23 protein-coding genes and 1 tRNA gene are annotated in these 26,694 nt (G+C 63.9%); 17 read left to right on the top strand and 7 right to left on the bottom strand.

The window, feature by feature from the left end; translation table 11 throughout:
- The first annotated feature begins 2 nt into the window (after positions 1 to 2).
- The 13 genes from ispG to Q4S45_RS12625 all read left to right on the top strand — a co-directional run bounded on the left by ispG (position 3) and on the right by Q4S45_RS12625 (position 13,640).
- The gene (gene ispG / locus Q4S45_RS12685; RefSeq protein WP_305504686.1) at positions 3 to 1,262 is read left to right on the top strand and encodes a flavodoxin-dependent (E)-4-hydroxy-3-methylbut-2-enyl-diphosphate synthase; all 1,260 of its coding nucleotides are present in this window, start codon (positions 3 to 5) and stop codon (positions 1,260 to 1,262) included.
- Positions 1,263 to 2,597 carry a histidine--tRNA ligase gene (hisS, locus tag Q4S45_RS12680; RefSeq protein WP_305504684.1) on the top strand — a complete coding sequence of 445 codons (1,335 nt, stop codon included), beginning with the start codon at positions 1,263 to 1,265 and terminating at the stop codon, positions 2,595 to 2,597.
- 30 nt (positions 2,598 to 2,627) lie between these two features.
- The gene (locus Q4S45_RS12675; RefSeq protein WP_305504682.1) at positions 2,628 to 3,284 is read left to right on the top strand and encodes a tetratricopeptide repeat protein; all 657 of its coding nucleotides are present in this window, start codon (positions 2,628 to 2,630) and stop codon (positions 3,282 to 3,284) included.
- A gap of 56 nt (positions 3,285 to 3,340) precedes the next feature.
- The gene (bamB, locus tag Q4S45_RS12670; RefSeq protein WP_305504680.1) at positions 3,341 to 4,495 is read left to right on the top strand and encodes an outer membrane protein assembly factor BamB; all 1,155 of its coding nucleotides are present in this window, start codon (positions 3,341 to 3,343) and stop codon (positions 4,493 to 4,495) included.
- Position 4,496: 1 nt separating this feature from the next.
- Positions 4,497 to 5,834 (top strand): ribosome biogenesis GTPase Der, encoded by a 1,338-nt coding sequence (der, locus tag Q4S45_RS12665; RefSeq protein WP_305504678.1) that lies wholly within the window; start codon positions 4,497 to 4,499, stop codon positions 5,832 to 5,834.
- Between the two features lie 142 nt (positions 5,835 to 5,976).
- Entirely contained in the window at positions 5,977 to 6,213 is a 237-nt protein-coding gene (gene hfq / locus Q4S45_RS12660; protein WP_211463703.1) for an RNA chaperone Hfq, read from the top strand.
- A 39-nt stretch (positions 6,214 to 6,252) separates the two neighbouring features.
- A complete protein-coding gene (gene hflX, locus Q4S45_RS12655; RefSeq protein ID WP_305504674.1) occupies positions 6,253 to 7,434 on the top strand; it encodes a GTPase HflX in 1,182 nt (393 codons plus the stop codon).
- A 1-nt stretch (position 7,435) separates the two neighbouring features.
- On the top strand, positions 7,436 to 8,728 hold the full coding sequence (gene hflK / locus Q4S45_RS12650; RefSeq protein ID WP_305504673.1) for an FtsH protease activity modulator HflK: 1,293 nt from the start codon (positions 7,436 to 7,438) through the stop codon (positions 8,726 to 8,728).
- Complete coding sequence (gene hflC, locus Q4S45_RS12645; protein ID WP_305504671.1) at positions 8,728 to 9,624, top strand: protease modulator HflC; 897 nt, start codon at positions 8,728 to 8,730, stop codon at positions 9,622 to 9,624. The genes hflK and hflC overlap by 1 nt, the downstream gene beginning before the upstream one ends.
- Positions 9,625 to 9,832: 208 nt before the next feature.
- The gene (locus Q4S45_RS12640) at positions 9,833 to 10,987 is read left to right on the top strand and encodes an ATP phosphoribosyltransferase regulatory subunit (RefSeq protein WP_305504669.1); all 1,155 of its coding nucleotides are present in this window, start codon (positions 9,833 to 9,835) and stop codon (positions 10,985 to 10,987) included.
- Between the two features lie 5 nt (positions 10,988 to 10,992).
- The gene (locus Q4S45_RS12635; RefSeq protein WP_305504667.1) at positions 10,993 to 12,306 is read left to right on the top strand and encodes an adenylosuccinate synthase; all 1,314 of its coding nucleotides are present in this window, start codon (positions 10,993 to 10,995) and stop codon (positions 12,304 to 12,306) included.
- A gap of 27 nt (positions 12,307 to 12,333) precedes the next feature.
- A complete protein-coding gene (locus Q4S45_RS12630) occupies positions 12,334 to 12,879 on the top strand; it encodes a phosphoribosyltransferase (RefSeq protein WP_305504665.1) in 546 nt (181 codons plus the stop codon).
- A gap of 164 nt (positions 12,880 to 13,043) precedes the next feature.
- A complete protein-coding gene (locus Q4S45_RS12625) occupies positions 13,044 to 13,640 on the top strand; it encodes a MarC family protein (protein WP_305504663.1) in 597 nt (198 codons plus the stop codon).
- Positions 13,641 to 13,697: 57 nt separating this feature from the next.
- On the opposite strand, the gene Q4S45_RS12620 is transcribed toward Q4S45_RS12625, so the two are convergent.
- Together Q4S45_RS12620 and Q4S45_RS12615 are read right to left on the bottom strand one after the other, a co-directional pair.
- On the bottom strand, positions 13,698 to 15,008 hold the full coding sequence (locus Q4S45_RS12620) for an MFS transporter (protein WP_305504662.1): 1,311 nt from the start codon (positions 15,006 to 15,008) through the stop codon (positions 13,698 to 13,700).
- Positions 15,009 to 15,071: 63 nt separating this feature from the next.
- Positions 15,072 to 15,863: a substrate-binding domain-containing protein gene (locus Q4S45_RS12615; protein WP_305504661.1), complete on the bottom strand. Its 792-nt coding sequence runs from the start codon at positions 15,861 to 15,863 to the stop codon at positions 15,072 to 15,074.
- 114 nt (positions 15,864 to 15,977) lie between these two features.
- Between Q4S45_RS12615 and Q4S45_RS12610 the strand changes: the two genes are divergently transcribed.
- Both Q4S45_RS12610 and Q4S45_RS12605 read left to right on the top strand, forming a co-directional pair.
- Positions 15,978 to 16,874 carry a LysR family transcriptional regulator gene (locus Q4S45_RS12610; RefSeq protein WP_305504659.1) on the top strand — a complete coding sequence of 299 codons (897 nt, stop codon included), beginning with the start codon at positions 15,978 to 15,980 and terminating at the stop codon, positions 16,872 to 16,874.
- 110 nt (positions 16,875 to 16,984) lie between these two features.
- Positions 16,985 to 18,052 (top strand): SDR family oxidoreductase, encoded by a 1,068-nt coding sequence (locus Q4S45_RS12605; RefSeq protein WP_305504657.1) that lies wholly within the window; start codon positions 16,985 to 16,987, stop codon positions 18,050 to 18,052.
- A 222-nt stretch (positions 18,053 to 18,274) separates the two neighbouring features.
- Here Q4S45_RS12605 and Q4S45_RS12600 read toward each other — a convergent pair whose 3' ends face one another.
- From Q4S45_RS12600 to uvrB, 5 genes are all read right to left on the bottom strand, one after another.
- Complete coding sequence (locus Q4S45_RS12600; RefSeq protein ID WP_305504655.1) at positions 18,275 to 18,787, bottom strand: hypothetical protein; 513 nt, start codon at positions 18,785 to 18,787, stop codon at positions 18,275 to 18,277.
- A gap of 64 nt (positions 18,788 to 18,851) precedes the next feature.
- Positions 18,852 to 20,897 carry a S9 family peptidase gene (locus Q4S45_RS12595; protein ID WP_305504653.1) on the bottom strand — a complete coding sequence of 682 codons (2,046 nt, stop codon included), beginning with the start codon at positions 20,895 to 20,897 and terminating at the stop codon, positions 18,852 to 18,854.
- 109 nt (positions 20,898 to 21,006) lie between these two features.
- Positions 21,007 to 21,231 carry a hypothetical protein gene (locus Q4S45_RS12590; RefSeq protein WP_305504651.1) on the bottom strand — a complete coding sequence of 75 codons (225 nt, stop codon included), beginning with the start codon at positions 21,229 to 21,231 and terminating at the stop codon, positions 21,007 to 21,009.
- Positions 21,232 to 21,683: 452 nt separating this feature from the next.
- Positions 21,684 to 22,658: an IS110 family transposase gene (locus Q4S45_RS12585; protein WP_305504639.1), complete on the bottom strand. Its 975-nt coding sequence runs from the start codon at positions 22,656 to 22,658 to the stop codon at positions 21,684 to 21,686.
- Positions 22,659 to 22,966: 308 nt separating this feature from the next.
- On the bottom strand, positions 22,967 to 25,054 hold the full coding sequence (gene uvrB / locus Q4S45_RS12580; RefSeq protein WP_305504649.1) for an excinuclease ABC subunit UvrB: 2,088 nt from the start codon (positions 25,052 to 25,054) through the stop codon (positions 22,967 to 22,969).
- Between the two features lie 110 nt (positions 25,055 to 25,164).
- Here uvrB and Q4S45_RS12575 point away from each other — a divergent pair, with 110 nt between their 5' ends.
- Positions 25,165 to 26,379: an amino acid aminotransferase gene (locus Q4S45_RS12575; protein ID WP_305504647.1), complete on the top strand. Its 1,215-nt coding sequence runs from the start codon at positions 25,165 to 25,167 to the stop codon at positions 26,377 to 26,379.
- 122 nt (positions 26,380 to 26,501) lie between these two features.
- Positions 26,502 to 26,577 (top strand) — tRNA-Asn (locus Q4S45_RS12570).
- The last annotated feature ends 117 nt before the right edge of the window (positions 26,578 to 26,694 follow it).

Below are 26,694 nucleotides of genomic sequence, written 5' to 3'. Positions count from 1 at the left end.
ATATGTCTTCTTCGAATTTGGCGATTCCATCCGGCCCCCTCGCGCGGCGCGCAAGCCGCAGCGTTTTGATTGCACACGGCGACCGCAAGGTGTGGATGGGTGGCGACGCGCCCATCGTCGTCCAGTCGATGACCAACACCGATACCGCCGACGCGATCGGCACCGCGATCCAGATCAAGGAACTGGCGCGCGCCGGCTCCGAACTGGTGCGCCTGACCGTGGACCGACCGGAAGCGGCGGCCGCCGTGCCGGCGATTCGCGAGCAGCTCGACAAGATGGGCATCGACGTGCCGCTGGTGGGCGACTTCCACTACAACGGCCACACCTTGCTGCGCGACTTCCCCGAGTGCGCCCGCGCGCTGTCGAAGTACCGCATCAACCCGGGCAACGTGGGGCAGGGCGCCAAGCGCGACTCGCAGTTCGCCCAGATGATCGAAGTGGCGGCGCAGTACGACAAGCCGGTGCGCATCGGCGTGAACTGGGGCTCGCTCGACCAGTCGCTGCTGGCGCGCATCATGGACGAAAACGCCGCGCGCGCGCAGCCGTGGACCGCGCAGCAGGTGATGTACGAAGCGCTGATCACGTCGGCGATCGAGAACGCCGTGCGCGCCGAAGAACTGGGCCTGGCGCGCGACAAGATTATCCTGTCGTGCAAAGTGTCGGGCGTGCAGGACCTGATCGCCGTCTACCGCGAACTGGCGCGCCGCTGCGACTACCCGCTGCACCTGGGCCTGACCGAAGCGGGCATGGGCAGCAAGGGCATCGTCGCCTCCACCGCGGCGCTGTCGGTGCTGCTGCAGGAAGGGATCGGCGACACCATCCGCATTTCGCTCACGCCCGAACCGGGCGGCGATCGCACCAAGGAAGTCGTGGTCGGCCAGGAGATCCTGCAGACCATGGGCCTGCGCAAGTTCGCGCCGATGGTGATTGCCTGCCCTGGTTGCGGCCGCACCACCTCGACCACCTTCCAGGAGCTGGCCGACGACATCCAGACCTACCTGCGCGAGCAGATGCCGGAATGGAAAAAGCTGTATCCCGGCGTCGAAGGCATGAACGTGGCCGTCATGGGCTGCATCGTCAACGGCCCTGGCGAATCGAAGCACGCCAACATCGGCATCAGCCTGCCGGGCACCGGCGAATCGCCGGCCGCGCCGGTGTTCGTCGACGGCCAGAAGAAGGTCACCCTGCGCGGCGAGAACATCGTCAAGGAATTCCAGCAGATCGTGCTGGACTATGTACAAACGAATTACGGCAAAAAATAAATGAGCAAACCCGAAAAAATCGTGGCCGTGAAGGGCATGAACGACATCCTGCCGGCCGAAGCGCCGCTGTGGGAGCTGCTGGAAAACACCACTGAGTCCATCCTGAAAAGCTACGGCTACCAGAAGATCGTCACGCCGATCCTCGAGGAGACCGGCCTGTTCGCGCGCGCCATCGGCGCCGTCACCGACATCGTCGAAAAAGAGATGTACTCCTTCGAAGACTCGATGAACGGCGACAAGCTGACCCTGCGCCCTGAAGGCACCGCCGGCACCGTGCGCGCGATCCTCGAGCACAACCTGGTCTACGACGGCCCGAAGCGCCTGTGGTACAAGGGCCCGATGTTCCGCCACGAGCGTCCGCAGCGCGGCCGCTATCGCCAGTTCTTCCAGTTCGGCGCCGAAGCGGTCGGCTTCGCCGGCCCGGACATCGACGCCGAGATGATCATGCTGTGCCGCCGCCTGTGGGATGACCTGGGCCTGGAAAACATCAAGCTCGAACTGAACTCGATCGGCGACGCGGCCGAGCGCCTGCGCCACCGCGCCGACCTGATCGCCTACTTCGAGCAGCACCTGGACGTGCTCGACGCGGAAGCCAAGCGCCGCCTGCACACCAACCCGCTGCGCATCCTCGACACCAAGAACCCGGCGATGCAGGACCTGGTGAACAACGCGCCGAAGCTGCTCGACTACCTCGAAGGCGAGTCGCTGGCCCACTTCGAAGGCGTCAAGAAGATCCTCGACCATAACAACGTGCCCTACACGGTCAACACGCGCCTGGTGCGCGGCATCGACTACTACAACCGCACCGTGTTCGAATGGGTCACCACCGAACTGGGCGCCCAGGGCACCGTGTGCGCCGGCGGCCGTTACGACCCGCTGATCGAAATGTTCGGCGGCAAACCGACGCCGGCGGTCGGCTTCGCGATGGGCATGGAGCGCCTGATCGAGCTGATGAAGTCGGCGGGCGAGCCGAACGAGCCGTCCCAGTGCGACGTCTACATGGTGCACCAGGGCGAAGCGGCGCAGATGCAGGCCTTCGTGCTGGCCGAGCGAATTCGCGATGCCGGCCTCGATGTTGTGCTACATTGCGCGGCGGCTTCGGGCGCCGGCAGTTTCAAGAGCCAGATGAAGAAGGCCGACGGCAGCGGCGCGGCGTTCGCGGTGATCCTCGGCGACGACGAGATTGCCAACAATGTCGCCGCGGTCAAGGCCATGCGCGCGACTGCCGATGGACAGCAGCAGGCCACGGTGCCGTTCGACGAAGTGGTCGACTACCTGGTCGACCAGATCGTCGGCGACGACCACGACCACGATCACGTGCACTACCACCACTAATCCCATCCACACACTGATATTGACACGACCATGGCATACGATCTCGAAGAACAAGAACAATTGGCGGAACTGAAGGCGTTCTGGAACAAGTTCGGCAATCTGATCAGCTGGGTGCTGATCATCGGCCTGGCGTCCTACGCCGGCTGGAATTTCTGGAACTACCACCAGCGCACCCAGGCCGCGGAAGCGTCGGCCATCTACGACGAGCTGCAGAAGTCGGCCGCCGCCAACGACAATGCGCGCGCCCAGAAGCTCGCCGCCGACATCGAAGCAAAATACACCAGCACCGCCTACGCGCAGATGGCCGCGCTGGTCGCTGCCAAGGGCGCGTTCGACGCCAGCGACATGAAGACCGCCAAGGCCCAGCTGCAGTGGGTCGTCGACCACGGCAGCGACGAGTACAAGGCGATCGCCAGGCTGCGCATGGCCGGCGTGCTGCTCGACGAGAAAGCCTACGACGAAGGCCTGAAGCTGCTCGGTGCCGAGTTCCTGCCGCAGTTCGCCGCCGCCGTGGCCGACCGCAAGGGCGACATCCTGGTCGCGCAGAACAAGCTGGCCGAGGCGCGCACCGCCTACATCGCCGCGCTGGCCGCGATGGACAAGAAAAACCCTGGCCGCAAGCTGGTCGAAATCAAGCTCGAGTCGATCGGTGGCACCGTGCCGGCCGACGCAAAGGCCGCTGCCTGATTCGTCGAAGCGACGCGTCCGAACCCACAACAAGTCAAAGAACAAGGTTAAAGACTATGCGTATTACCCAGAAACTGGTTGGCGTGAGTGTGCTGGCCCTGATGGCCGGCTGTTCCACCATTAGTTCGCTCAACCCGTTTGCCTCCAAGCCGAAAGGCAATGTGCCAGTGCCGCTGGTCGAACTGAAAGGTTCGATGGCGGTGCGCACGGCCTGGAAACTCGACATCGGCAAGTCGCAGAATTACGAGTTCACCCCGGCGCTGGTCGGCTCGACCCTGATCGTCGCCGCCGGCGACGGCACCATCGCGCGCGTCGACGCGGCCAGCGGCAAGGCGGCCTGGCGCATCAAGGCGGCCAAGCCGCTGTCGGCCGGCGTCAGCTCGGACGGCAACATGTTCGTCGTCGGCGGCGTCAAGGGCGCCGTGATGGCCTTCGACATGGACGGCAAGGCGCTGTGGACCGCGCAGGCTTCCAGCGAGGTGCTGTCGGCGCCGGTGGTGGGGCAGGGCATGGTGGTGGTGCGCTCGATCGACAACCGCATCGTCGGCCTTGACGCCAAGACCGGCGAGAAGAAGTGGACCGTGCAGCGCCCATCGCCGCCGCTGACGCTGCGCACCTCGCCCGGCATGGTCATCGCCGGCAAGGACGTGATCGTCGCCCAGCCGGGCGGCAAGCTGCTGTCGCTGGTCATCGCGAACGGCGCTCCGCGCTGGGAAATCGCGGTCGGCGAAGCGCGCGGCGCGACCGAACTCGAACGCGTCACCGACATCGGCGGCACGCCCGTCGTCATCGAGGGCGACGTCTGCGCCGTGTCCTACCAGGGTCGCGTGGGCTGTTTCGACCTGGCCACCGGCAATGCGCGCTGGACCAAGGAACTGTCGTCGGAAGTGGGCGTGGCCGTCGACCAGCGCTTCGTGTTCGCCTCGAGCGACCGCGGCGAAGTGCTGGCATTCAACCGCGAAGGCGGCGTGAGCGCCTGGAAGAACGACAAGCTGGGCTACCGCCGCCTGTCGACCCCCGTCTCGTACGGCCGCGCGGTCGCGGTCGGCGACTATCAGGGGTATATTCATTTCCTGTCCCGCGAAGACGGCGCCTTTTTGGCGCGCGCGGCAACCGACGGCAGCCCGGTAACGGCCACTCCGCTGGTCGCTGGCTCGAACCTTATTTTTCAAACACAGAATGGAACCGTGACCGCAATCGCGGTCGAATAACATGAAGCCGGTAATAGCATTAGTTGGTCGCCCCAACGTCGGGAAATCGACCTTATTCAACCGCCTCACCCGCTCGCGCGACGCGCTGGTGGCGGACCTGCCCGGCCTGACGCGCGATCGTCACTACGGCGAAGGCCGCGTGGGCGAACGTCCCTTCCTGGTCATCGACACCGGCGGTTTCGAGCCGGTCGCCAAGGAAGGCATCATGCACCAGATGGCCCTGCAGACCAAGCAGGCCGTGGCCGAAGCGGACGTCGTCATCTTCATCGTCGACGGCCGCCAGGGCATGACGCCGCACGACAAGACCATCACCGACTTCCTGCGCAAGTCCGGCCGCAAGGTCATGCTGGTGGTGAACAAGGGCGAGGGCATGAAGTACACCTCGGTCGTGGCCGACTTCTACGAGCTGGGCATGGGCGATCCCTACGTGATCTCGGCCGCGCACGGCGACGGCGTCGCCGACCTGGTCGAGGAAGCGCTCAACGAAGCCTTCGCCTCGCGCGCGCCGGACGCGGAAGAACTCGAGCCGGCCGACCGCGGCATCAAGATCGCCATCGTCGGCCGCCCGAACGTGGGCAAGTCCACGCTGGTCAACACCCTGATCGGCGAGCAGCGCGTGATCGCCTTCGACATGCCGGGCACCACGCGCGACTCGATCGAAGTGCCGTTCGAGCGCGACGGCAAGAACTACACGCTGATCGACACCGCGGGCATCCGCCGCCGCGGCAAGGTGTTCGAGGCGATCGAGAAGTTCTCGGTCGTCAAAACGCTGCAGTCGATCTCGGAAGCGCACGTCGTCATCCTGCTGCTCGACGCGCAGCAGGACATCTCGGAGCAGGACGCGCACATCGCCGGCTTCATCCTGGAGTCGGGCCGCGCGCTGGTCGTCGCCGTCAACAAGTGGGACGGTCTGCAAAGCGACGAGCGCGACGAGATCAAGATCGACCTCGACCGCAAGCTCGACTTCCTGTCCTTCGCCAAGACCCATTTCATCTCGGCGCTGAAAGCCACCGGCATCGGCCCGATGATGAAGTCGGTCGACGCCGCCTACGCCGCCGCCACCGCCGACCTGTCGACGCCGCGCCTGACGCGCGCGCTGATCGAGGCGGTCGAGAAGCAGGAGCCGAAGCGCAAGGGCTCGATCCGTCCGAAGATGCGCTACGCCCACCAGGGCGGGCAGAATCCGCCGATCATCGTCATCCACGGCAACGCGCTCGACGCCATCGGCGAGCCGTACAAACGTTACCTGGAAAAGCACTTCCGCGACACATTCAACCTGGTCGGCACGCCGCTGCGGATCGAACTGCGCATGGGCAAGAATCCATTCGCAAAGAAATAAGGCCGGGCGTACGACATAGACCGGCAAAACAGGTTACAGTAGCTTATCGACATTATTGGCCTCTTAGGAAAGATACAGTCCCCCACTTGAAATCGCCCGAGTCGCCTCCAACTTTTGAAATACAACAACACACGGAGCTGTTATGAGCAACAAAGGGCAACTGTTACAAGACCCATTCCTCAATGCCTTGCGCAAAGAGCACGTTCCCGTTTCGATCTACTTGGTCAACGGGATCAAACTGCAGGGTCATATCGAATCGTTCGACCAGTACGTCGTACTGCTGCGTAACACGGTTACCCAGATGGTCTACAAGCATGCGATCTCCACCGTTGTTCCAGCGCGCGCCGTCAACCTCAACCTCGAGACTGAAGCTGAGTAAGGCCGCGGGCGGTTCGGCCATGGCCCAGGCTGAGTGCATATGCGCGCCGCGCTAGTCGGCATCGATTTCGGCGCTGGAGACTTTGCCGCCAGCGTGGAAGAGCTGTCGCTGCTCGCGCGCTCGGCCGGCGCCGAACCGATCACCACCATCACCGCCAAGCGCTCCAGCCCCGACCCGGCCTACTTCGTCGGCAGCGGCAAGGCCGACGAGATCGGCCAGGCCTGCCTGGCCGAGAACATCGAAATCGTCATTTTCAACCACGCGCTGTCGCCGGCCCAGCAGCGCAATCTCGAGAAGCGCCTGAACGTGCGCGTGCTCGACCGCACCAGCCTGATCCTCGACATCTTCGCCCAGCGCGCCAAGAGCCACGAGGGCAAGCTGCAGGTCGAACTGGCGCAGCTGCAGCACCTGGCCACGCGACTGATCCGCGGCTGGACCCACCTGGAACGGCAAAAGGGCGGTATCGGCCTGCGCGGTCCGGGCGAAACCCAGCTCGAGACCGACCGCCGCCTGATCGGCGAGCGCGTCAAGATGCTGCGCGCGCGCCTGGTCAAGCTGCGCAAGCAGCACGAGACCCAGCGCCGTTCGCGCGGGCGCAGCCAGACCTTCTCGGTCTCGCTGGTCGGCTACACCAACGCCGGCAAGTCCACCCTGTTCAACGCCCTGACCAAGGCCGGCGTGTACGTCGCCAACCAGTTGTTCGCCACCTTGGACACCACCTCGCGCCGCCTGTACCTTGGCCAGGAAGTTGGCAACGTCGTCATGTCCGACACGGTCGGCTTCGTGCGCGAGTTGCCGCACCAGCTGGTCGCCGCGTTCCGCGCAACGCTGGAAGAGACCATCCACGCCGACCTGCTGCTGCACGTCGTCGACGGCGCCAGCCCGGTGCGCATGGAGCAGATCGACCAGGTCAACGAAGTGCTGCGCGAGATCGGCGCCGACCACATTCCGCAGATCCTCGTCTGGAACAAGATCGACGCGGCGGGCCTCGAGCCGGCGATTGAACGTGATGAATATGATAAAATCAGCCGCGTTTTTATCAGCGCCCAGAGTGGCGAGGGCCTCGACCTGCTGCGCGAGGCGATTGTCGAAGCGGCGAAGGCCGCGCCAGGTCTGACCCGTCTTTTCGAAGAGCAGGACGATGCCGGTGAGGCGTTTGCGTTGGAAGACGCCGACATCGCCGATACGAATAAAACCACTAATAACGTCGGACCACGATAGCATGCTCGTTTCCCTGATCAGGCGCCTCGGCGTCAAGTTGTCGCTCAACGATCCGCGCTGGGGCCACAAGCCCGAAGGCGACAACAAAAAACAAGAAGGCAAGAAGCCCGGGGGAGAAGGTCCGCCCGACCTCGACCAGATGTGGCGCGATTTCAACCAGCGCCTGAACCGCATGTTCGGCCAGAAGAACAACGGCGGCGGCGGTGGCGGCGACTACCGTCCCGACATGAAAGGCGCCGGCATCACCGCCGGCGTGGTCGGCGCGATCGCCGTGTTCATCTGGCTCGCCAGCGGCGCCTTCATCGTGCAGGAAGGCTCGGTCGGCGTGGTCACCACCTTCGGCAGGCTCAGTCACACCACCGGCGCCGGCTTTAACTGGCGCTGGCCGTACCCGTTCCAGGCGCACGAGACGGTCAACGTGTCGACCGTGCGCACCGCCGAAGTGGGCTACCGCGGCTCGGTGCGTTCGAAGAACACCAAGGAATCGCTGATGCTGACCGATGACGAGAACATCATCGATATCCAGTTCGCGGTGCAGTACACACTCAAGGATCCGGTCGCCTGGATCTACACCAACCGCGAGCACGATGACGACACGGTGCGCCAGATCGCCGAGACCGCGATCCGCGAAGTGGTCGGCAAGAGCAAGATGGACTTCGTGCTCTACGAAGGGCGCGAGAAGGTCGCGCTCGACGCGACGCGCCTGATGCAGGACCTGGCCAACCGCTACAACCTGGGCGCGCAGATCACCAACGTGACCATGCAAAGCGTGCAGCCGCCCGAGCAGGTGCAGGGCGCCTTCGACGACGCCGTCAAGGCCGGCCAGGACCGCGCCCGCGCCCGCAGCGAAGGCGAAGCGTATGCCAATAACGTCATTCCGAGCTCACGCGGCGACGCGATCCGCCTGACCCAGGAGGCCGAGGCCTATCGCGCCAAGGTCACCGAGAACGCCACCGGCAACGCGGCGCGCTTCTCGCAGGTGCTCACCGAGTACCAGAAGGCGCCGGGCGTCACGCGCGACCGCATGTACCTCGACACGATGCAAGAGATCTTCACCAGCGCGAGCAAGGTGATGGTCGACGCCAAGGCGGGCAGCAACCTGCTGTATCTCCCGCTCGACAAACTGATCGCCCAGAGCGCCGGCAAGGACGGCGGCCCGGGCTCGAAATCCGGTCCGGTGCAGCCTATGCCTGCCGCCGCGCCGCAGCCACAGGAAACCATGCAGACAGCAGAACAGGTGCGCCAGCGCGACAGCCGCGGCCGAGACAATTCGCGTGACCGGGAGACCCGCTGATGAACCGCATCGTCACCCTTCTCGTTACCGGCTTTCTCGCCTTCCTGCTGCTCCAGTCGACCATGTTCGTGGTGGACCAGAAGCACTATGCCATTGTCTTCGCGCTGGGCGAAGTGCGCGAAGTGATCAGCGAGCCGGGCATCCACTTCAAGCTGCCGCCGCCGTTCCAGAACGTGCTGTCGCTCGACAAGCGCATCCTGACCATCGACACCCCCGACGCCGACCGCTTCATCACGGCCGAGAAGAAGAACATCCTGGTCGACGCCTTCGTCAAGTGGCGCATCACCAATCCGCGCCTGTACTACGTCAGCTTCAACGGCGACGAGAACCGCGCGCGTGACCGCCTGAACCAGATCATCAAGGCGGCGCTGAACGACGAGATCACCAAGCGCACCGTGCGCGAAGTGATCTCGGGCGAACGCGGCAAGGTGATGCAGGCGATCGTCAGCAAGGTCGTCACGGAGGCAAACCAGATCGGCGTGGGCATCGTCGACGTGCGCCTCAAGCGCGTCGAGTACGTCGAGCAGATCAACAACTCGGTGTACGAGCGCATGAAGGCCGAGCGCACCCGCGTGGCCAACGAACTGCGCTCGACCGGCTCGGCCGAATCGGAAAAGATCCGCGCCGACGCCGACCGCCAGCGCACCGTGATCCTGGCCGAAGCGTTCCGCGACGCCGAAAAGATCAAGGGCGAGGGCGACGCCAAGGCGTCCGAAATCTATGCCCAGGCGTTCGGCAAGAACCCGGAGTTCTACAAGTTCTACCGCTCGCTCGAAGCCTACCGCGCCACCTTCCGCAACCGCGGCGACGTCATGGTGCTCGATTCGGGCTCGGAATTCTTCAAGTACTTCCGCGCGCCGGGCGGCGCCGCTGCGCCGGCGCCATCGAAGAAATAGGAAAACCTGGGTCTGACCCCGCGGGGTCAGACCCTGAAGACGCGACTAGAAATCGCCGGGTTCAGGTTCTGCGGACCTGAGCCCTTTTTGTTTGCTGGCCGCTGATTTGCATTTTCGGGTAAAATTGATGGTTCGGCGCTCCATTTGCGCGAGCCCGTTTTCGCGTCTTGCCCGAAATTTAATAAACTCCCGTTACCGCTCCTAGCCCATGCCGAACTGGCTCCTGCCTGAGAACATCGCCGACGTCCTGCCGTCCGAAGCGCGCAAGATCGAAGACCTGCGTCGCCAGATGCTCGACAACTTCCGCCTGTACGGCTACGAGCTGGTCATGCCGCCGATGCTGGAGTACGTCGATTCGCTGCTGACCGGCGCCGGCAAGGACACCGACCTGCGCACCTTCAAGCTGGTCGACCAGATTTCCGGGCGCATGCTCGGCCTGCGCGCCGACATGACAACCCAGGTCGCGCGCATCGACGCGCACCTGCTCAATCGCGATTCTGTCACCCGCCTGTGCTACGCCGGCAGCGTGCTGCACACCCGTCCTTCGGGCCTGCACGCCACCCGCGAACCGCTGCAGATCGGCGCCGAAATCTACGGACACGCCGGCCTCGAAGCCGACGCCGAGATCCAGGAACTGGCGCTGGCGTCGCTGGCGATGGCCGGCTTCGACGATGTCCGGCTCGACCTGTCGCACGTCGGCGTGCTGCGCTCGATCATCGCCGACGATGCCGCCGCGCGCGGCGACGAAGCGGCGCTGTACGCCTTCCTGCGCGCCAAGGACAGCCCGGGGCTGGACGCGCTGACGAAGAACTACGCCGCGGAGACGCGCGAGGCGCTGCTGGCGCTGCCGCACCTGTACGGCGACGTCGATGTGCTCACGCGCGCACGCGACGTGCTGCCGCAGTCGCACGGCATCGCCAGGGCGCTGGCCGAACTGGCCGCGCTGGCCGGCTCCGCGCTGGGCCGCGCCGAAGTGGCGATCGACCTGGCCGACCTGCGCGGCTACCAGTACGAAAGCGGCGCGATGTTCGCGCTGTACGTGCCCGGCCTGCCGAATGCGGTGGCGCGCGGCGGGCGCTACGACCACGTCGGCGAGGCGTTCGGCCGGGCCAGGCCCGCGACCGGCTTCTCGCTCGACCTGCGCGAACTGGCGCGGCTGTTGCCGAGCGCCGAGCGCAAACATGCAATCCGCGCGCCATGGGGCAATGCGCCGGAACTGCGCGAACAAATCGCCGAGCTGCGCAAAACAGGCGAGGTCGTGATCCAGAGTCTGCCGGGTCACGACGACGATCAGGACGAGTTCGAGTGCGACCGCGCGCTCGTGCTCGAAGATGGAAATTGGATTCTCAAAAACTTAGGCTGAGTGTGATGTCAAAGAAAAACGTGGCAAAGAACGTCGTCGTCATCGGTACCCAATGGGGCGATGAAGGCAAGGGCAAAATCGTCGACTGGCTGACCGACCATGCGAAGGGCGTCGTGCGCTTCCAGGGCGGCCATAACGCCGGTCATACCCTGGTCATCAAGGGCCAGAAGACCGCGCTGCAGCTGATCCCGTCTGGCATCATGCGCGAAGGCGTGGCCTGCTACATCGGCAACGGCGTGGTCGTGTCGGTGCCGGACATCATGCGCGAGATCGACAAGCTGCAGGCGATCGGCGTCGAAGTCGTGTCGCGCCTGAAGATCTCCGAGGCCTGCCCGGCGATCCTGCCGTACCACGTCGCGATCGACGTGGCGCGCGAAAAGAAGCGTGGCGAGAACAAGATCGGCACTACATGCAAGGGTATCGGCCCGGCCTATGAAGACAAGGTCGCGCGCCGCGCGATCCGCATCGCCGACATGCTCAATCCGGAGCGTTTCGCCGAGAAGCTCAAAGAGAACCTCGACTACCACAACTTCGTGCTGACCAACTACCTGGGCGGCGAAGCGATCGACTTCCAGAAGACCTTCGACGACGCGATGGCCCTCGTGCCGCGCCTGCGTCCAATGGTCGCCGACGTGCCGTCCTCGCTGCACAACACCTTCAAGGCCGGCGGCAACCTGCTGTTCGAAGGCGCCCAGGGTTCCCTGCTCGACATCGACCACGGCACCTATCCGTACGTGACCTCGTCGAACTGCGTGGCCGGTAACGCCTCCGCCGGTTCGGGCGTCGGTCCTGGCATGCTGCACTACATCCTGGGCATCACCAAGGCCTACACCACCCGCGTCGGTTCGGGCCCGTTCCCGTCCGAGCTGGCGACCGACGCCGGCGTCGGCGAGCACCTGTCGCGCGTCGGCCATGAATTCGGCACCGTCACCGGCCGTGCGCGCCGCTGCGGCTGGTTCGACGCCGCGCTGCTGCGCCGCTCGGTCCAGATCAACGGCGTGTCGGGCATGTGCCTGACCAAGCTCGACGTCCTCGACGGCATCGAGTCGCTCAAGCTGTGCACCGGCTACAAGATCGACGGCCGCGATGTCGACATCTTCCCGGTCGGCGCCGAAGAAGCGGGCCGCTGCGAACCGGTGTACGAAGAGATGCCGGGCTGGAAAGAGAGCACCGTCGGCGCCAAGTCGCTGGCCGAGCTGCCGGCTGCCGCGCGCAACTACATCAAGCGCATCGAAGAGCTGGTCGGCGTGCCGATCGACATGGTTTCGACCGGTCCTGACCGCGTCGAGACCATCGTCCTGCGCCACCCGTTTGAATAATCCCACGACTTCAGAAGAGGAATGAGCATGACCACTCCACCATCGACCGACAAGGACCTCTGGGTCTCCTGGGACGAATACCACCGCCTGATCGAGCGCCTGGCGCTCAAGGTGTACGAATCGGGCTGGAAGTTCGACCAGGTCCTGTGCCTGGCGCGCGGCGGCGTCCGTCCGGGCGACGTCTTCTCGCGCATCTTCGACGTGCCGCTGGCGATCCTGTCGACCAGTTCGTACCGTGAAGAAGCCGGCACCGTGCGCGGTGACCTCGACATCGCCAAGTACATGACGATGACCAAGGGCCCGCTGGCCGGCAAGATCCTGCTGGTCGACGACCTGGCCGATTCGGGCGTCACGCTCGACAAGGTCACCAAGCACCTGAGCGAAAATTTCGCCGGCGTGACCGAAGTGAAATCGGCTGTCATCTGGGTGAAGGGCACCTCGTCGATCATGCCGGACTACTTCCTCGAGGAGCTGCCGCACAATCCGTGGATCCACCAGCCGTTCGAAGACTACGACGGCCTGCGTCCGCACCAGCTGGCCGCGTGGATGAAGAAGGGCCGCGCCGCGCTGTAGAGCGCCGCCGTGCCGCGAAAGCCAGAGCGTGATGCTCTGGCTTTTTTTATATGGCAGCCGCATCAAGATGGGGTCAGGTCCGCCGGACCAGACCCCGGTACGCGACTGCCGCATGTCGGGGTCTGGTCCCGCGGACCTGACCCCATGTTGAATTGACTTGCCCCATGACCCAGACCTTCCTGCAAACCTTCATCCTGCTGCTGCTCGTCACCGACCCATTTGGCAACGTGCCGATTTTCGTCAGCGCGCTGGCCGGCACCGAGCGCACGCGCCGCCCGCGCATCGTGCTGCGCGAATGCGCGATCGCCTTCGTGGTTCTGCTTGTATTCATGTTCTTCGGCCGGCACCTGCTGACGGCGCTGCAGCTGTCGGAAGTATCGCTGCGCATCGGCGGCAGCGTGATTCTGCTGCTGATCGCGATTCGCATGGTGTTCCCGCATCCGGACGGCGTGCTGGGGCGAACCGAGGGAGGCGAGCCGTTCATCGTCCCGCTAGCGATTCCCGCGCTGGCCGGACCGTCCGCGCTGGCGACGGTGCTGCTGTTCTCGCGCGAGACGATGGGCGAGGTGATGATCCACGTCGCAGCGCTCGCCGCGGTGGCGGTGGTGTGGCTGGCGGTATTCCTCAGCGCCGAGAAGCTGCAGAAAGCGCTCGGCCCGCAGGTGATGACCGCGTTCGAGCGCCTGATGGGACTGATCCTGACCGCCATGTCGGTCGAGATGCTGCTGGGCGGCGTGCGCGCGTTCATCAAGACTCTGTAGCGACAAAAGCGGGGGCAGGTCCGCCGGACCTGACCCCCATCGCCCCGACCCGTTGCATCAGGCAGCGTGGATTGCGGGCGCCGCTTCGCTGGCCAGCCGTGCATCGCGCTTGCGGTACAAGACCAGCGTAGCGATCACGCTGCAAACAGCCGCAAACGTCATCCACAGTCCCGGCGCGCCCTTGTCGCCGCTGGCGCCGATCAGCGCGGTGGCGATCGCCGGCGTGAAGCCGCCGAAGATCGCCGTCGCCAGCGAATATGCAAGCGAGAAGCCGACGGTGCGCACCTCGACCGGCATCACCTCGGTCAGCGCCACCACCATCGCGCCGTTATAGCTGGCATACAGGAACGACAGCCACAACTCCACCGCCAGCATCTTCTCGAAACTCGGCTCGCGCACCAGCCAGCTCATGGCCGGGTAGGCGGAGGCGATCGTCAGCAGCGCGAAGCCGATCAGCAGCGGCTTGCGGCCGACGCGATCCGACAGCGCGCCCATGATCGGCAGCCAGATGAAGTTCGACAGGCCCACGCACAAGGTGACGATCAGCGCATCGCTGGTGCTCAGTTTGAGGACGGCCTTGCCGAAGGTCGGCGTGTACACCGTGATCAGGTAGAACGAGACCGTGGTCATTGCCACCAGCAGCATCCCTGCCAGTACCAGTCCCCAGTTGTCGAGCATCGACCTGAATATCTCGTGCAAGCTTGGGCGGTGCTTGCGTTGTTTGAACTCCTCGGTCTCCTGCAGCGAACGGCGAATCACGAACAGCACCGGCACGATCAGGCAGCCGATGAAGAACGGGATGCGCCAGCCCCACGTACCGACCTGCGATGGCGTCAGCCACAGGTTCAGCGCATACCCGAGCGCGGCGGCGACGATGATCGCCACCTGCTGGCTGGCCGATTGCCAGCTGACGTAGAAGCCCTTGTTGCCGGGCGTCGCCATCTCGGCCAGGTAGACCGATACGCCGCCCAACTCCGCACCGGCCGAAAAGCCTTGCAGCAGGCGCCCGACCAGCACCAGCGCCGGCGCCAGGTAGCCGATGCTGGCGTAGCCGGGCACGCAGGCGATCAGCACGGTGCCGAGCGCCATCAGGCCGAGCGTGACGATCAGGCCCTGGCGGCGGCCGACATGGTCGACGTACGCGCCCAGGATGATCGCGCCGAGTGGCCGCATCAGGAAGCCGGCGCCAAAAGTCATGAAGGTCATCATCAGCGACGCCACCTCGTCGCCGGCCGGGAAGAAGGCCTTGGAGATGGCGGTGGCGTAAAAGCCGAACAGGAAAAAGTCGAACATTTCCATGAAGTTGCCGCTGGTGACGCGCAGCACGGTGCCGACGCGCGAGCGCGTTGCTGTAGAAGGGGAGTGCATGAGGAACCTCGTGACGCCGCGGCCAGGCGCGGCTTGAATTAATTAGGGGAAGGGATGCCGCGGTCAGCGCGCGGGCACCAGGTCAAGACCGCTTTCCAGCACATCGGCACGCGCCGCCGGCGATGCCATGTAGCGAATCAGTTCGCGCGCCGCGTCCGGATGGCGTGCCCCGACCGGGATGCCGGCGGCGAATCTGGTCACGCTTTGCACCGCCTCCGGCAAGCGCCCGGCGAATTCGGCGCCGGCCACCGGCAGGATCTCGCTGACCTGCTGGAAGCCCAGTTCGTAATCGCCGCGCGCCACACGGGCGGCCACCGGCGTCTTCTCGACCATGTATGCCTTCGGTTTCATTTGCTGCTCGATGCCCAGCCTGGTGAGCAGCTCGCGTTCGATGTAGACGCCGCTGGCGCTGTCGGAGTAGGCGATCGAGCGCGCGCCCAGCATTGCCGCGCGCAGGCCATCGACCGTCGAGATGTCCGGCTTGGCGTGGCCGGCGCGCACCACCATGCCGATCCGCGAATCGGCGAGGTCGGTGCGGCTGGCCGGATCGACCTTTCCTTCCTTGATCAGCGCATCGAGCGCATAGCCCACCATGATCACTACGTCCGCCTGCTCGCCGCGCGCGAGGCGGTTCGGAATCGCTTCGGGTGACTTGCCCATCGACGGGCCCCACGCGGTCGACAGCGTGTGGCCGCTGGCCGCCTCGAATTTCGGTTTCAGCGCTTTGTAGGCGGCGGAAAAGCCGCCGGAGTTCATCACCTCCACCGTCTCGGCCCGTGCCGCACCCAGGGCGAGCGTGAGGGCGAGGCCGGCGAACAGGCGGCGTGTGAGAGTCGAATGAAGGGTGGCGCGCATGGTGTCTCCTGATTTTTTATGGTGGGGGTGATTGCGCCTTCATTATCAGAACCGGGATTGATAAAGTAAAATGCAACCTTCCTTACTTTTGATGCGTCCACGGCATCAATCCTCATGAACCGCTTACGATTCGATCTGGATGACTTGCAAGCGATGGTGGCGGTCGTCGAGCAGGGCGGATTTCGCGCCGCGGCGCTGGCGCTGAACCTGTCGCAGCCGGCGTTGTCGCGGCGCGTCGGCAAGCTCGAGGAAGCGCTCGGCGTCCAGTTGTTCGAGCGCACCACGCGGCGCGTCGCGCTCACGCTGGTGGGTCGCGAGTTCTACGGCCGCGCGGTCGAGATCTTGCAGGGCGTGGAGGCGTCGCTGCATAACATCGGCGACCTTTCGCTTAGTTTTGGCGAAGTCACGGTGGCCTGCGTGCCATCGGTGGCGCATAACTTCCTGCCGCCGATCATGCAGCGTTTTCACCTGCAGTTCCCGCGCACGCGGCTGCGTATCATCGATGAAGGCGCGCATGCGGTGCTGAACAACGTGGCGCGCGGCGAGTCGGACTTTGGCATCAACTTTCTGGGCGCCGATGAGCCGGGAATCGATTTCGAACCGATCCTGCAGGAGCGGTTCGTGATGGCCTGCCGGTTCGACCATGCGCTGGCCAAGCGGCGCAGCGTCACGTGGGACGACATCGGCAAGCATCCCTACATCACGGTGGCCAAGTCGAGCGGCAACCGGATGGTGCTGGACCGCGCCAGGGCGCCAGGCGAAAAGCAGCTGGTCTCCATGCTCGAAGTGCGCCACGTGTCGACCTTGCTGGAAATGGTCAAGGCCGGCCTCGGTATCGCCGTGGTGCCGCAACTGGCCATGCCGACGGACAGCGCCAGCGTGCTGCGTGCGGTGGCGCTGAAGGGAGAGGGCATCACGCGCTCGCTGGGCGTCATCCGGCGCGCCGGGCGCGTGCTGTCGCCTGGCGCCCAGCACTTTTACGACATGATGAAGGATGCCGTGCCGCGCTGATTTGCGTCTCAGGTTCCGCGTTTGCCCTATCCTCAAGAACGTCTTCGCACGCGCCGCGTTGTGAGACATCGCGGTAGACTAAGCGATTTTCAACGCAGCGGACGCCGACCATGAACAAGACCGCCCTGGTAGTAGGCGCAAGCGGTATCGCCGGCAGCAACCTTGCCACTGTACTTATCGACAATGGATGGGAAGTGCACGGCCTTGCGCGCAAGCCACAGCAGGATGTGCCGGGCGTGCGCCCGGTGGCCGCCGACCTGCTCGACCCGGCCAATCTCGAAGCGGCGCTGGCCGGCGTCGCGCCCACCAACGTCTTCATCACCGCCTGGTTGCGCCAGGATACGGAGGTGGAAAACATCCGGGTCAACGGCGCCATGGTGCGCAACGTGCTCACCGCGCTGTCGCCAAAGAAGTCGGTACGCCATGTCGCGCTGGTGACGGGGCTGAAGCACTACCTCGGCCCGTTCGAAGCCTATGCGAGCGCCGGCACTCTGCCCGAGACGCCGCTGCGCGAAGAGCAGCCACGCCTGCCGATCGAGAATTTCTACTATGCGCAGGAAGACGAAGTGTACGCCGCTGCGGCGCGCGATGGCTTCAGCTGGAACGTGCATCGCCCGCACACCCTGATCGGCAAGGCGGTCGGCAACGCCATGAACATGGGCACCACGCTGGCCGTGTATGCCTCGATCTGCAAGGAGACGGGGCGGCCGTTCCAGTGGCCTGGTTCAGAGGCGCAGTGGAAAGGGCTGTCGGACGTCACCGATGCGCGTCAGCTGGCGCGCCAGCTGGTATGGGCGGCCGATACTCCGGCGGCGCACAACATGGCATTCAACATCGTCAACGGCGACGTGTTTCGCTGGCAGTGGCTGTGGGGCCGGCTGGCGAATTGGTTCGGCGTCGAAGCGGCTGGCTTCGACGGCACCATTCATCCGCTGGAGGCAGCCATGCAGGCCGATCAGGCTCTGTGGCGCGACATGGCTCAGCGCCACGGCCTGGTCGAGGCAGACCTTGGGCGTCTCGCGTCGGCCTGGCACACCGACCTGGACCTGGGCCGGCCAATCGAAGTGATGACGGACATGGCGCGCAGCCGCAAGCTCGGCTTCACCGGCTACCAGTCGACCGAAGAATCGTTCTTCGATTTGTTCGCTCAGTTGCGCGACGAGCGCCTCATACCGTAGCCGCGGCGTCAAAGGCGGGGGTGAGGTCCGCCGGACCTGACTCCATTCGTCCGATGCGGATACTATTTGTCGAACCTCGACGATCCGGGCGAACTATTCGCCCCGCGGGAGGTCGAACATGCATGTTCGACTGCTGCTTCAGCCTGAAGTGGAATCGGGCATCATCATCTCAACAAACCTCTTCCAAAGCAGTTCCCCGGCATTCAACATCCTCTGGATTTTTCAATGGGCTGCGGCTTCAAGCGCGGCTTGGTATTGGCGCGACTTCTTCAGGCGATCCATATACCGTATGGGCCGGCGCGCTTTCATCGGCATCGACAGTGCGGACAAGGTGCCGTTCGCGCCGCAGTAGGCGTTGCAACTGCGCGCGTCATCTGTAGCCAGGCGGTCGGTCAGCGTCAGAGCATCGCCTTCGCGCCGGATGGTGAATGTACACGGCGGCTCGTTCGGAAGCAGCGACTCACGTTCGCGGTAGACGAACCCGCCTTTTTCGGCGGCCGCGATACCCGAGATCGAACAGTTGTGGCCATTCCTGTAAAGGTATTCGGCGCGGAAGTAGATGTGCGATTGGTCCTGCCGCACGATTTCGACGATGTTTTCACCCGTGCGAACGTGCGCCGGACCCTCCGAGAAGACTTCGAACGAAGTACGTTCCTTGTAGACGCCTTCAATTTCGCCGATTGGATCGGCGGCGGCGGGAATTGCAAGCGACAGCAGCAGGAAGAACAGTTTCATATCGATCCGTCGTCACATAAGAAAATGGGGTCAGGTTCGCAGAACCTGACCCCTTCGTTGACGCTTACTTCGGCGTCTTCAGGTGGCCATCAAGCCAGTCGATGACGGTGTGGTGCCACAGTACCGAGTTGGCCGGCTTGAGCACCCAGTGGTTCTCGTCCGGGAACACCAGCAGCTTGCTCTCGACGCCCTGGCGCTGCAGCGCGGTGAATGCGCCCAGGCCCTGCGACAGCGGAATGCGGAAGTCCTTCTCGCCGTGGATCACCAGCATCGGCGTCTTCCACTTGTTGACCAGGCTGACGGGGTTGAACTTCTCGTGCTTCTGCGGCGCGGCGAAGTAGCTGCCGCCGTTTTCCCATTCGTTGAACCACAGTTCCTCGGTCGAATAGTACATCGCGCGGTTGTCGAACACGCCGTCGTGGTTGACTATGCACTTGAAGCCGTTCGACCAGTTACCCTCGATCCAGTTCATCATGAAGCCGCCGTACGAGGCGCCCAACGCGCAGGCGTTGCCGGTGTCGAGCCACGGATACTTGGCGCCGGCCGCGGCCAGGCCTTTCTTCAGGTCTTCCAGCGGCGCGCCGCCCCAGTCGCCGCTGATCGCGTCGGTGAACTTCTGGCCGTAGCCGGTCGACCCGTGGAAGTCGATGAACACGGTGGCGTAGCCGGCGCCCGCGTACACCTGCGGATTCCAGCGGTAGCTCCAGCTGTTGCCGAAGCTGCCCTGCGGGCCGCCGTGCACCAGGAAGGCGACCGGATACTTCTGGCCCGGCTGTGCATTCCACGGCTTCATCACGTGGCCATAGACCGTCTCGCCCTTGGCGCCCTTGAACGAGAACTGCTCCGGCTCGCCCATGCGCACGTCGGCAAGCGCCTGAGCGTTCACGTTGGTCAGCTGCGTCATCGCATCCGAACCAACGCTGCGCTTGTACAGCTGCGCGCCCGAAGTCAGGCTGGCCTGGCTCACGACGATGGTGTCGCCGGCGATGTCGAAGCCGCCGACATAGCCCTTGCCGGTCAGCGGCGTGACCTTGCCGCTTTGCGCGTCGATCGAGAACAGGCGGTGCTGGCCGACGTCGTCGGCGGTCGCCAGCAGCGCCTTGCCGTCAGGCGTCCAGCGGAAGTCGGCGACCGAGCGGTCCCAGTTGTCGGCCAGCTTGCGCTTCTTGCCGGTGGCGACATCGATCAGCATGAAGTGGAAGCGGTCCGCTTCGAAGCCGGGGCGGTCCATCGCGATGTAGGCGATCGTACGGCCGTCCGGCGAATAAATCGGCTTCGAATCCCAGGCCTTGTTTTCGGCCGACAAGTTCTGCGGCGTGCCGCCAGCGGCCGGCACCGAATACAGGTCGAAGTTGGTCGACCACGATTCGGTCTTGCCGGCGATGCGCGCGGCGAACACGATGGTCTTGCCGTCGGGGCTGAAGTGGTATTCGTCGTGATCGCCGAACGGCTTGGACGGCACGTCGCCATCCAGGGTGCCCGACAGGCTGATCGGCGCGGCGCTGACCTTGCCGCTGGCGTCGATCGGCGCCGAGTACAGCACGTTGTTGCGCAGGTCCGACCAGGTGTCCCAGTGGCGCACGAACAGGCGGTCGTAGACGCGGCCGCTGGCCTTGACCTTGGACTTGTCGTCGAGGCGCTTGGCGGTGCAGGCGAGGTCGGCGCAGTCGCGGAACACGGCCAGGCTGAGCGCGATGCGGTCGCCCTGCGGCGACAGGCGGAAGTTGTCGACATCGACAGGCAGGTCGGTGACCTTGGCCGCGGCGCCGCCGGCGGCCGGCATGCGCCACACCTGCGACTGCGACATGAAGTAGATGGCGTCGCCGGCAGGAGACCATTCGGGATCGCTGCTGCTGGCGTCGGCGCTGGTCAGGCGCTTCGGCGCGGCGTTCGGCGTGCGCAGGTCGAGCATCCACAGGTCGGTATGGCCGCGGTTCTTGCCCATGTCGGTGGTGCGCACGGTGTAGAGCACGCGGGTCGCGTCGGGCGACAGCACCGGGCTGCCCACGCGCTCCATGGTCGCCAGGTCTTCCACGGTCAACCCGCGCGGCGCGGCGAATGCGCCGCCTGCCGCCAGCGCGGCTCCCAATACCAACAGTCGTAATTTCATCTTGTCTCCGGCGATATGTGAAAAATGCCGGCGTGGCGCCGGCCGCCGGGCATGATACCAAGGTTTGTTGCGGCTTGGACAGGATGATTGACGAACCGTCACGGGCAGGTCATTTTCGCGCAGAGTCCGCTTCCATGGACGCCCGGCGATCGTTGACGACGATGCCTTCGGGCCGGCGGCGCCGGCGCTGGAACCTGCGCCGCTCCGGTTTTTCCACGCAGGCGGCAAGCACGAGGAATGCAAGGAACAGGATGACGATGTAGCCCACGAAGAGCAGGGGGTGATTGGGCAACAGCGCCACACCGGCGAGCGCAAGCACAAGGAACACCGCCATGGCGATCTATCCTTCCGGGCTGAGCGGCGCGCCGCGACCGCAGCCGGCGCCATGTGGTCTCGCGGCCAACCAGTATTGTTCCGTTGTTTCCATTGGTTATCCTTTCGAATAACGCCAGCCGAATTATTGAACAGCCCGAGGCAGCGCGCGAACGGCGCTGCATATATACCATCATTGTAATACTGTTATCGCCGCATGAATCGTCGTGGCGATGCAATATTTCTATCGGAAACTGCTGCCTCTGAGTGCGGAGCTGCGGTGCGGGTGAAAGCGCGCCGCTTGAAAAATGGGGACTCGGTGTCCCCGTCGCTCCGCAGGACCAGACCCTAATGCCGTTAGGTTAAGCCGTCGTACCTGCGCAGGCAGGTACCCATACTGAGCGTGCTTTACCTCATCGGCATGCTCAGCATGGGGGAAACACATGCGTTTCCCCTGCGCAGATACTGTGGTCCCTAATTTTTTGCAAGCGCCATTTTTGGATCGAAGCGTGCGTCGCTCTTCAGTACCGCCATCATCCAATGGATCAGCTTGCGCATGACTGCGACCAACGCGACTTTACCCCCTTTGCCAGCAGCTCGAAGTCGCGCGTAGAGCGCTTGGGCAGCTGGATTGAACCGAATCGCCGTCATCGCCGGGCAGTACAATATTTTGCGTAGTCGTCCATGTCCTAGCTTGCACAAGTGTGATTTGCCGTGCACCGAATCGCCGGACTGATTATGTTCCGGTGATAGTCCTACGAACGCCACCATCTGGCGGATATTATCAAAGCGGTCTACAGGAAGCCACGCAAGAAAATAACTGCTAACCCGTTCCCCCACCCCGGGAATACTGCGTAGGAGTTCCTGTTGATTCCGCAGTCCGGGGTGGCGGTCGATATGATCGCGGATTTTTTGCGTCAATAATGCTTCCTCTTCCTTCAAAGTCAGCAATATGCGATCGACCGATTCCAACGCTTGGCCCGCCGCTTCGTGACGCCGATTCTGCTCCTGCACATGCATGCCTTGAACCGCTTCCAGGCGCGCGATGAGGCGCTGCAACTCCCGCACTTCCGTCGCGGGAGGCTCCCAGAGGACCAACTTCTTGGATTGCTCGCCAAATCGGGCGATCAACTCGGCATCAGCTCGGTCAGTCTTTTGTCTGCGCATCTCAGATTGGCCAAAAGCTTTAATTTGCAAAGGATTGACGACGCTGACCAAATATCCAGCGTCAAACATGGCATGCGCCAGAGCTTCGTAATACTGGCTGGTCGCTTCCATCACCACGCGACACTCATTCGCCGAAATACCCTGCTCGACGAGCCAATCGCAAAGCGCCTGAAAGCCAACGGGCGAATTTTCAAATGCCTTGTTACGAATCTTGCCCGTTTTTCCCGACAGCCAAGCCAAGTCAAATTTACGCTTTGCGATATCGATTCCGACTACTTCCATGGCAGCCTCCCCCATCCGCTGGTGATTTCGCTAGGACTTTATCTCGTGCATCCTTAAGAACACAGGCTCGCAGCCTCAGATACTGTTCGCACTCTGCGATAAAGGGAAGGACATGCGGCTTATCTGCGTCAACAGGCTCGAAGCCTCGGGTACGACTCAGCCTACATGCCCTTCGTTTTCCAAGCGTCCTCAGAAATCATAACGTGTTCCACAGCGTATAGGGTACGACGGTCTTTAGGCTGACGCGCCTCCTTGCAGTTCCGATTAAATCCTTAACTTAACGGCATTAGGACCAGACCCCGGCGACGTTATTTGCCCAGCATGGACACCACGTTGTCGGTTCCCGGCGCGCCGAACGCCTGCTGCTTGAGCACGTGCAGCTGGTCGCGCACCTGCGCCGCCTTCTCGAACTCGAGATTCTTCGCGTGGTCCACCATCAGCTTCTCGAGGCGCTTGATCTCCTTGCTGATCTGCTTCTCGTTCATCGACTCGATCTTTGCGGTCTCCTGCATCTCGTCGAGCGTCTCGCGCGCCTGCTGCGGGCTGTACACGCCGTCGATCATGTCGCGGATGGTCTTCTTGATGCCGATCGGCGTGATGCCGTTGGCCGTGTTGAACGCGATCTGCTTGGCGCGCCGGCGCTCGGTCTCGTCGATTGCCTTGCGCATCGAATCGGTGACCCGGTCCGCGTACAGGATCGCCACGCCGTTCAGGTTGCGCGCCGCGCGGCCGATGGTCTGGATCAGGCTGCGCTCGGAGCGCAGGAAGCCTTCCTTGTCGGCGTCGAGGATCGCCACCAGCGACACTTCCGGCAGATCGAGGCCCTCGCGCAGCAGGTTGATCCCGACCAGCACGTGGAAGGTGCCAAGCCGCAGGTCGCGCAAAATCTCCACGCGTTCCACCGTCTCGATGTCGCTGTGCAGGTAGCGCACCTTGATGCCGTGGTCGGACAGGTACTCGGTCAGCTGCTCGGCCATGCGCTTGGTCAGCGTGGTGACCAGCACCCGCTCGTCCTTCCTGATGCGGTCCTGAATCTCGGACATCAGGTCGTCCACCTGCGTCATCGCCGGCTTCACCTGGATCATCGGATCGACCAGGCCGGTCGGCCGCACCACCTGTTCGACCACATTGTCGGCGTGCGCGTTCTCGTAGTCGGCCGGCGTCGCCGACACGAACACGGTCTGGCGCATCTTGCGCTCGAACTCTTCGAACTTGAGCGGGCGGTTGTCCAGCGCGGACGGCAGTCGGAAGCCGTAGTCCACCAGGTTGGTCTTGCGCGAACGGTCGCCGTTGTACATCGCGTTGAGCTGGCCGATCAGGACGTGCGACTCGTCGAGGAACATCAGCGCGTCCTTCGGCAGGTAGTCCACCAGCGTCGGCGGCGGCTCGCCCGGCATCGCGCCCGACAGGTGGCGCGAGTAGTTCTCGATGCCCTTGGTGAAGCCGATTTCGGCCATCATCTCCAGGTCGAAGCGGGTGCGCTGCTCGAGCCGCTGCTCTTCGATCAGCTTGTTCTGCTGGCGGAATTCCTCGAGCCGGTCGCGCAGTTCGAGCTTGATGGTCTCGATCGCGCGCAGCACGGTGCTGCGCGGCGTGACGTAGTGCGAGCCAGGATAGACGGTGAAGCGCGGGATCTTCTGGCGCACGCGCCCGGTGAGCGGATCGAACAGCTGCAGCGACTCGATCTCGTCGTCGAACATCTCGACGCGGATCGCCAGTTCCGCATGCTCGGCCGGGAAGATGTCGATGGTGTCGCCGCGCACGCGGAAGGTGCCGCGGCCGAAGTCCATTTCGTTGCGCGTGTACTGCATCTGGATCAGGCGCGCGATGATGTCGCGCTGCGCCACCTTGTCCTTGGCGCGCAGGGTCAGGATCATCTGGTGGTATTCGCTCGGATTACCGATACCGTAGATCGCCGAGACGGTGGCGACGATGATCACGTCGCGCCGCTCCATCAGCGACTTGGTGCACGACAGGCGCATCTGCTCGATGTGCTCGTTGATCGACGAGTCCTTTTCGATGAACAGGTCGCGCTGCGGCACGTAGGCTTCCGGCTGGTAGTAGTCGTAGTAGCTGACGAAGTATTCGACCGCGTTCTGCGGGAAGAACTCGCGGAACTCGGCGTACAGCTGCGCCGCCAGCGTCTTGTTCGGCGCGAACACGATGGCGGGCCGGCCCGCGCGCGCGATCACGTTGGCCATCGTGTAGGTCTTGCCCGAGCCGGTCACGCCGAGCAGCGTCTGGAACGACAGGCCGTCGTTGATGCCTTCGACCAGGCCTTCGATCGCGGTCGGCTGGTCGCCGGCGGGAGGGAAGGGCTGATGCAGCTTGAACGGCGAATCGGGAAAGGTGATCACCGTCGGCGACGGATCGGAAATGGGGGTGACTTCAGCCATACTTTCAGACCTTTGTTAGAATGGTAGCTCGCTCGCGACCCTTGCCGGATATGGGGCGCTGTCTATACAACCCTGGTGCGAACCAGCCGATAATCAAGTTTAAGACTACGATGACCTCTACAGCTTCCGCCAGTATCTTCAGCGCCATCGCCATGGCTCCCCGCGACCCGATCCTGGGCATTACGGAAGCGTTCAATGCCGATCCGAATCCGGCGAAGATCAATCTTGGCGTAGGGGTCTATTATGACGACAATGGCAAGGTGCCGCTGCTTAACTGCGTGCGCAAGGCCGAAGCGCTGATGATCGAGCAGCAGGCGCCGCGCACCTACCTGCCGATCGACGGCCTGGCGGCCTACGACAAGGCGGTGCAGGAACTGGTATTTGGGGCCGGCAGCCCGATTATTCAAGGCAAGCGCGCGGTCACCGTGCAGGCGGTCGGCGGCACCGGCGCCCTGAAGATCGGCGCCGACTTCCTGCAGCGCTTCGCCCCGGCAGGCGCGCAGGTGTACATCAGCGATCCGAGCTGGGAGAACCACCGCGCGCTGTTCGAAAGCGCCGGCTTCGTGGTCAACAATTACGCCTACTACGACGAAGCGACGCACGGCGTCAATTTCGCCGGCATGCTGGCCTCGCTCAAGGCGATGCCGCGCGGCTCGATCGTGGTGCTGCACGCCTGCTGCCACAACCCGACCGGCGCCGACCTGACGTCCGCGCAGTGGGATGAGGTGATCGAGGCGGTCACCGCCGGCGGCCTGATTCCCTTCCTCGACATGGCCTACCAGGGCTTCGGCGCGGGCATCGAGGAAGACGGCGCCGTGGTGCGCCGCTTCGCCGCGGCGGGCGGCGCGCTGCTGGTGTCGAACTCGTTCTCCAAGTCGTTCTCGCTGTACGGCGAGCGCGTGGGGGCCCTGAGCGTGGTCGCGGCGAGCGCGGACGAAGCGGCGCGCGTGCTGTCGCAACTGAAGCGCGTGGTGCGCACCAACTACTCCAATCCGCCTCTGCACGGCGGCAAGGTGGTGGCCACTGTGCTCGCCACGCCGGAGTTGCGCCAGCTGTGGGAAGAGGAGCTGGCCGCGATGCGCGTGCGGATCAAGCAGATGCGCGACGAGTTCGTGCGAAAGCTGAAGGAAAAGGCGCCGGGCCGCGACTTCGAATTCGTGCGCCAGCAGGTCGGCATGTTCTCGTATTCGGGCCTGACCAAGCCGCAGGTGGACCAGCTGCGCGAGCAGTCGATCTACGCGGTGGACACCGGCCGCATTTGCGTGGCCGCGCTGAACTCCAAAAATATCGATGTCGTCATTGACGCGATTGCGAAAGTCCTTTAAGATCTTGCTTCTTCGGATCGGCGAATAGCTGGTTCGAAAGGCAGCAGAACCATATTGCAGCAGTCGCAACAATGTCGGTAGTTTGACAGGGCGGTTTCAGGAATATATAATGTTGCCTCTTTTCCCTGATAGCTCAGTCGGTAGAGCGACGGACTGTTAATCCGCAGGTCCCTGGTTCGAGTCCAGGTCGGGGAGCCAGAATACAGAAAAAACCACGAGCAATCGTGGTTTTTTTCGTCCGTGCGTTAGCGTTCTTCCTACAACGCGGCGCTCCGCGTGCCGATACTGTCCAACCCTCCTGCGGCGCATGATCGA

Origin of the sequence: Massilia sp. R2A-15, assembly GCF_030704305.1 — a bacterium.
Classification (GTDB): domain Bacteria; phylum Pseudomonadota; class Gammaproteobacteria; order Burkholderiales; family Burkholderiaceae_D; genus JAFCUW01.
This window is presented reverse-complemented; position numbering and strand designations above follow the sequence as displayed.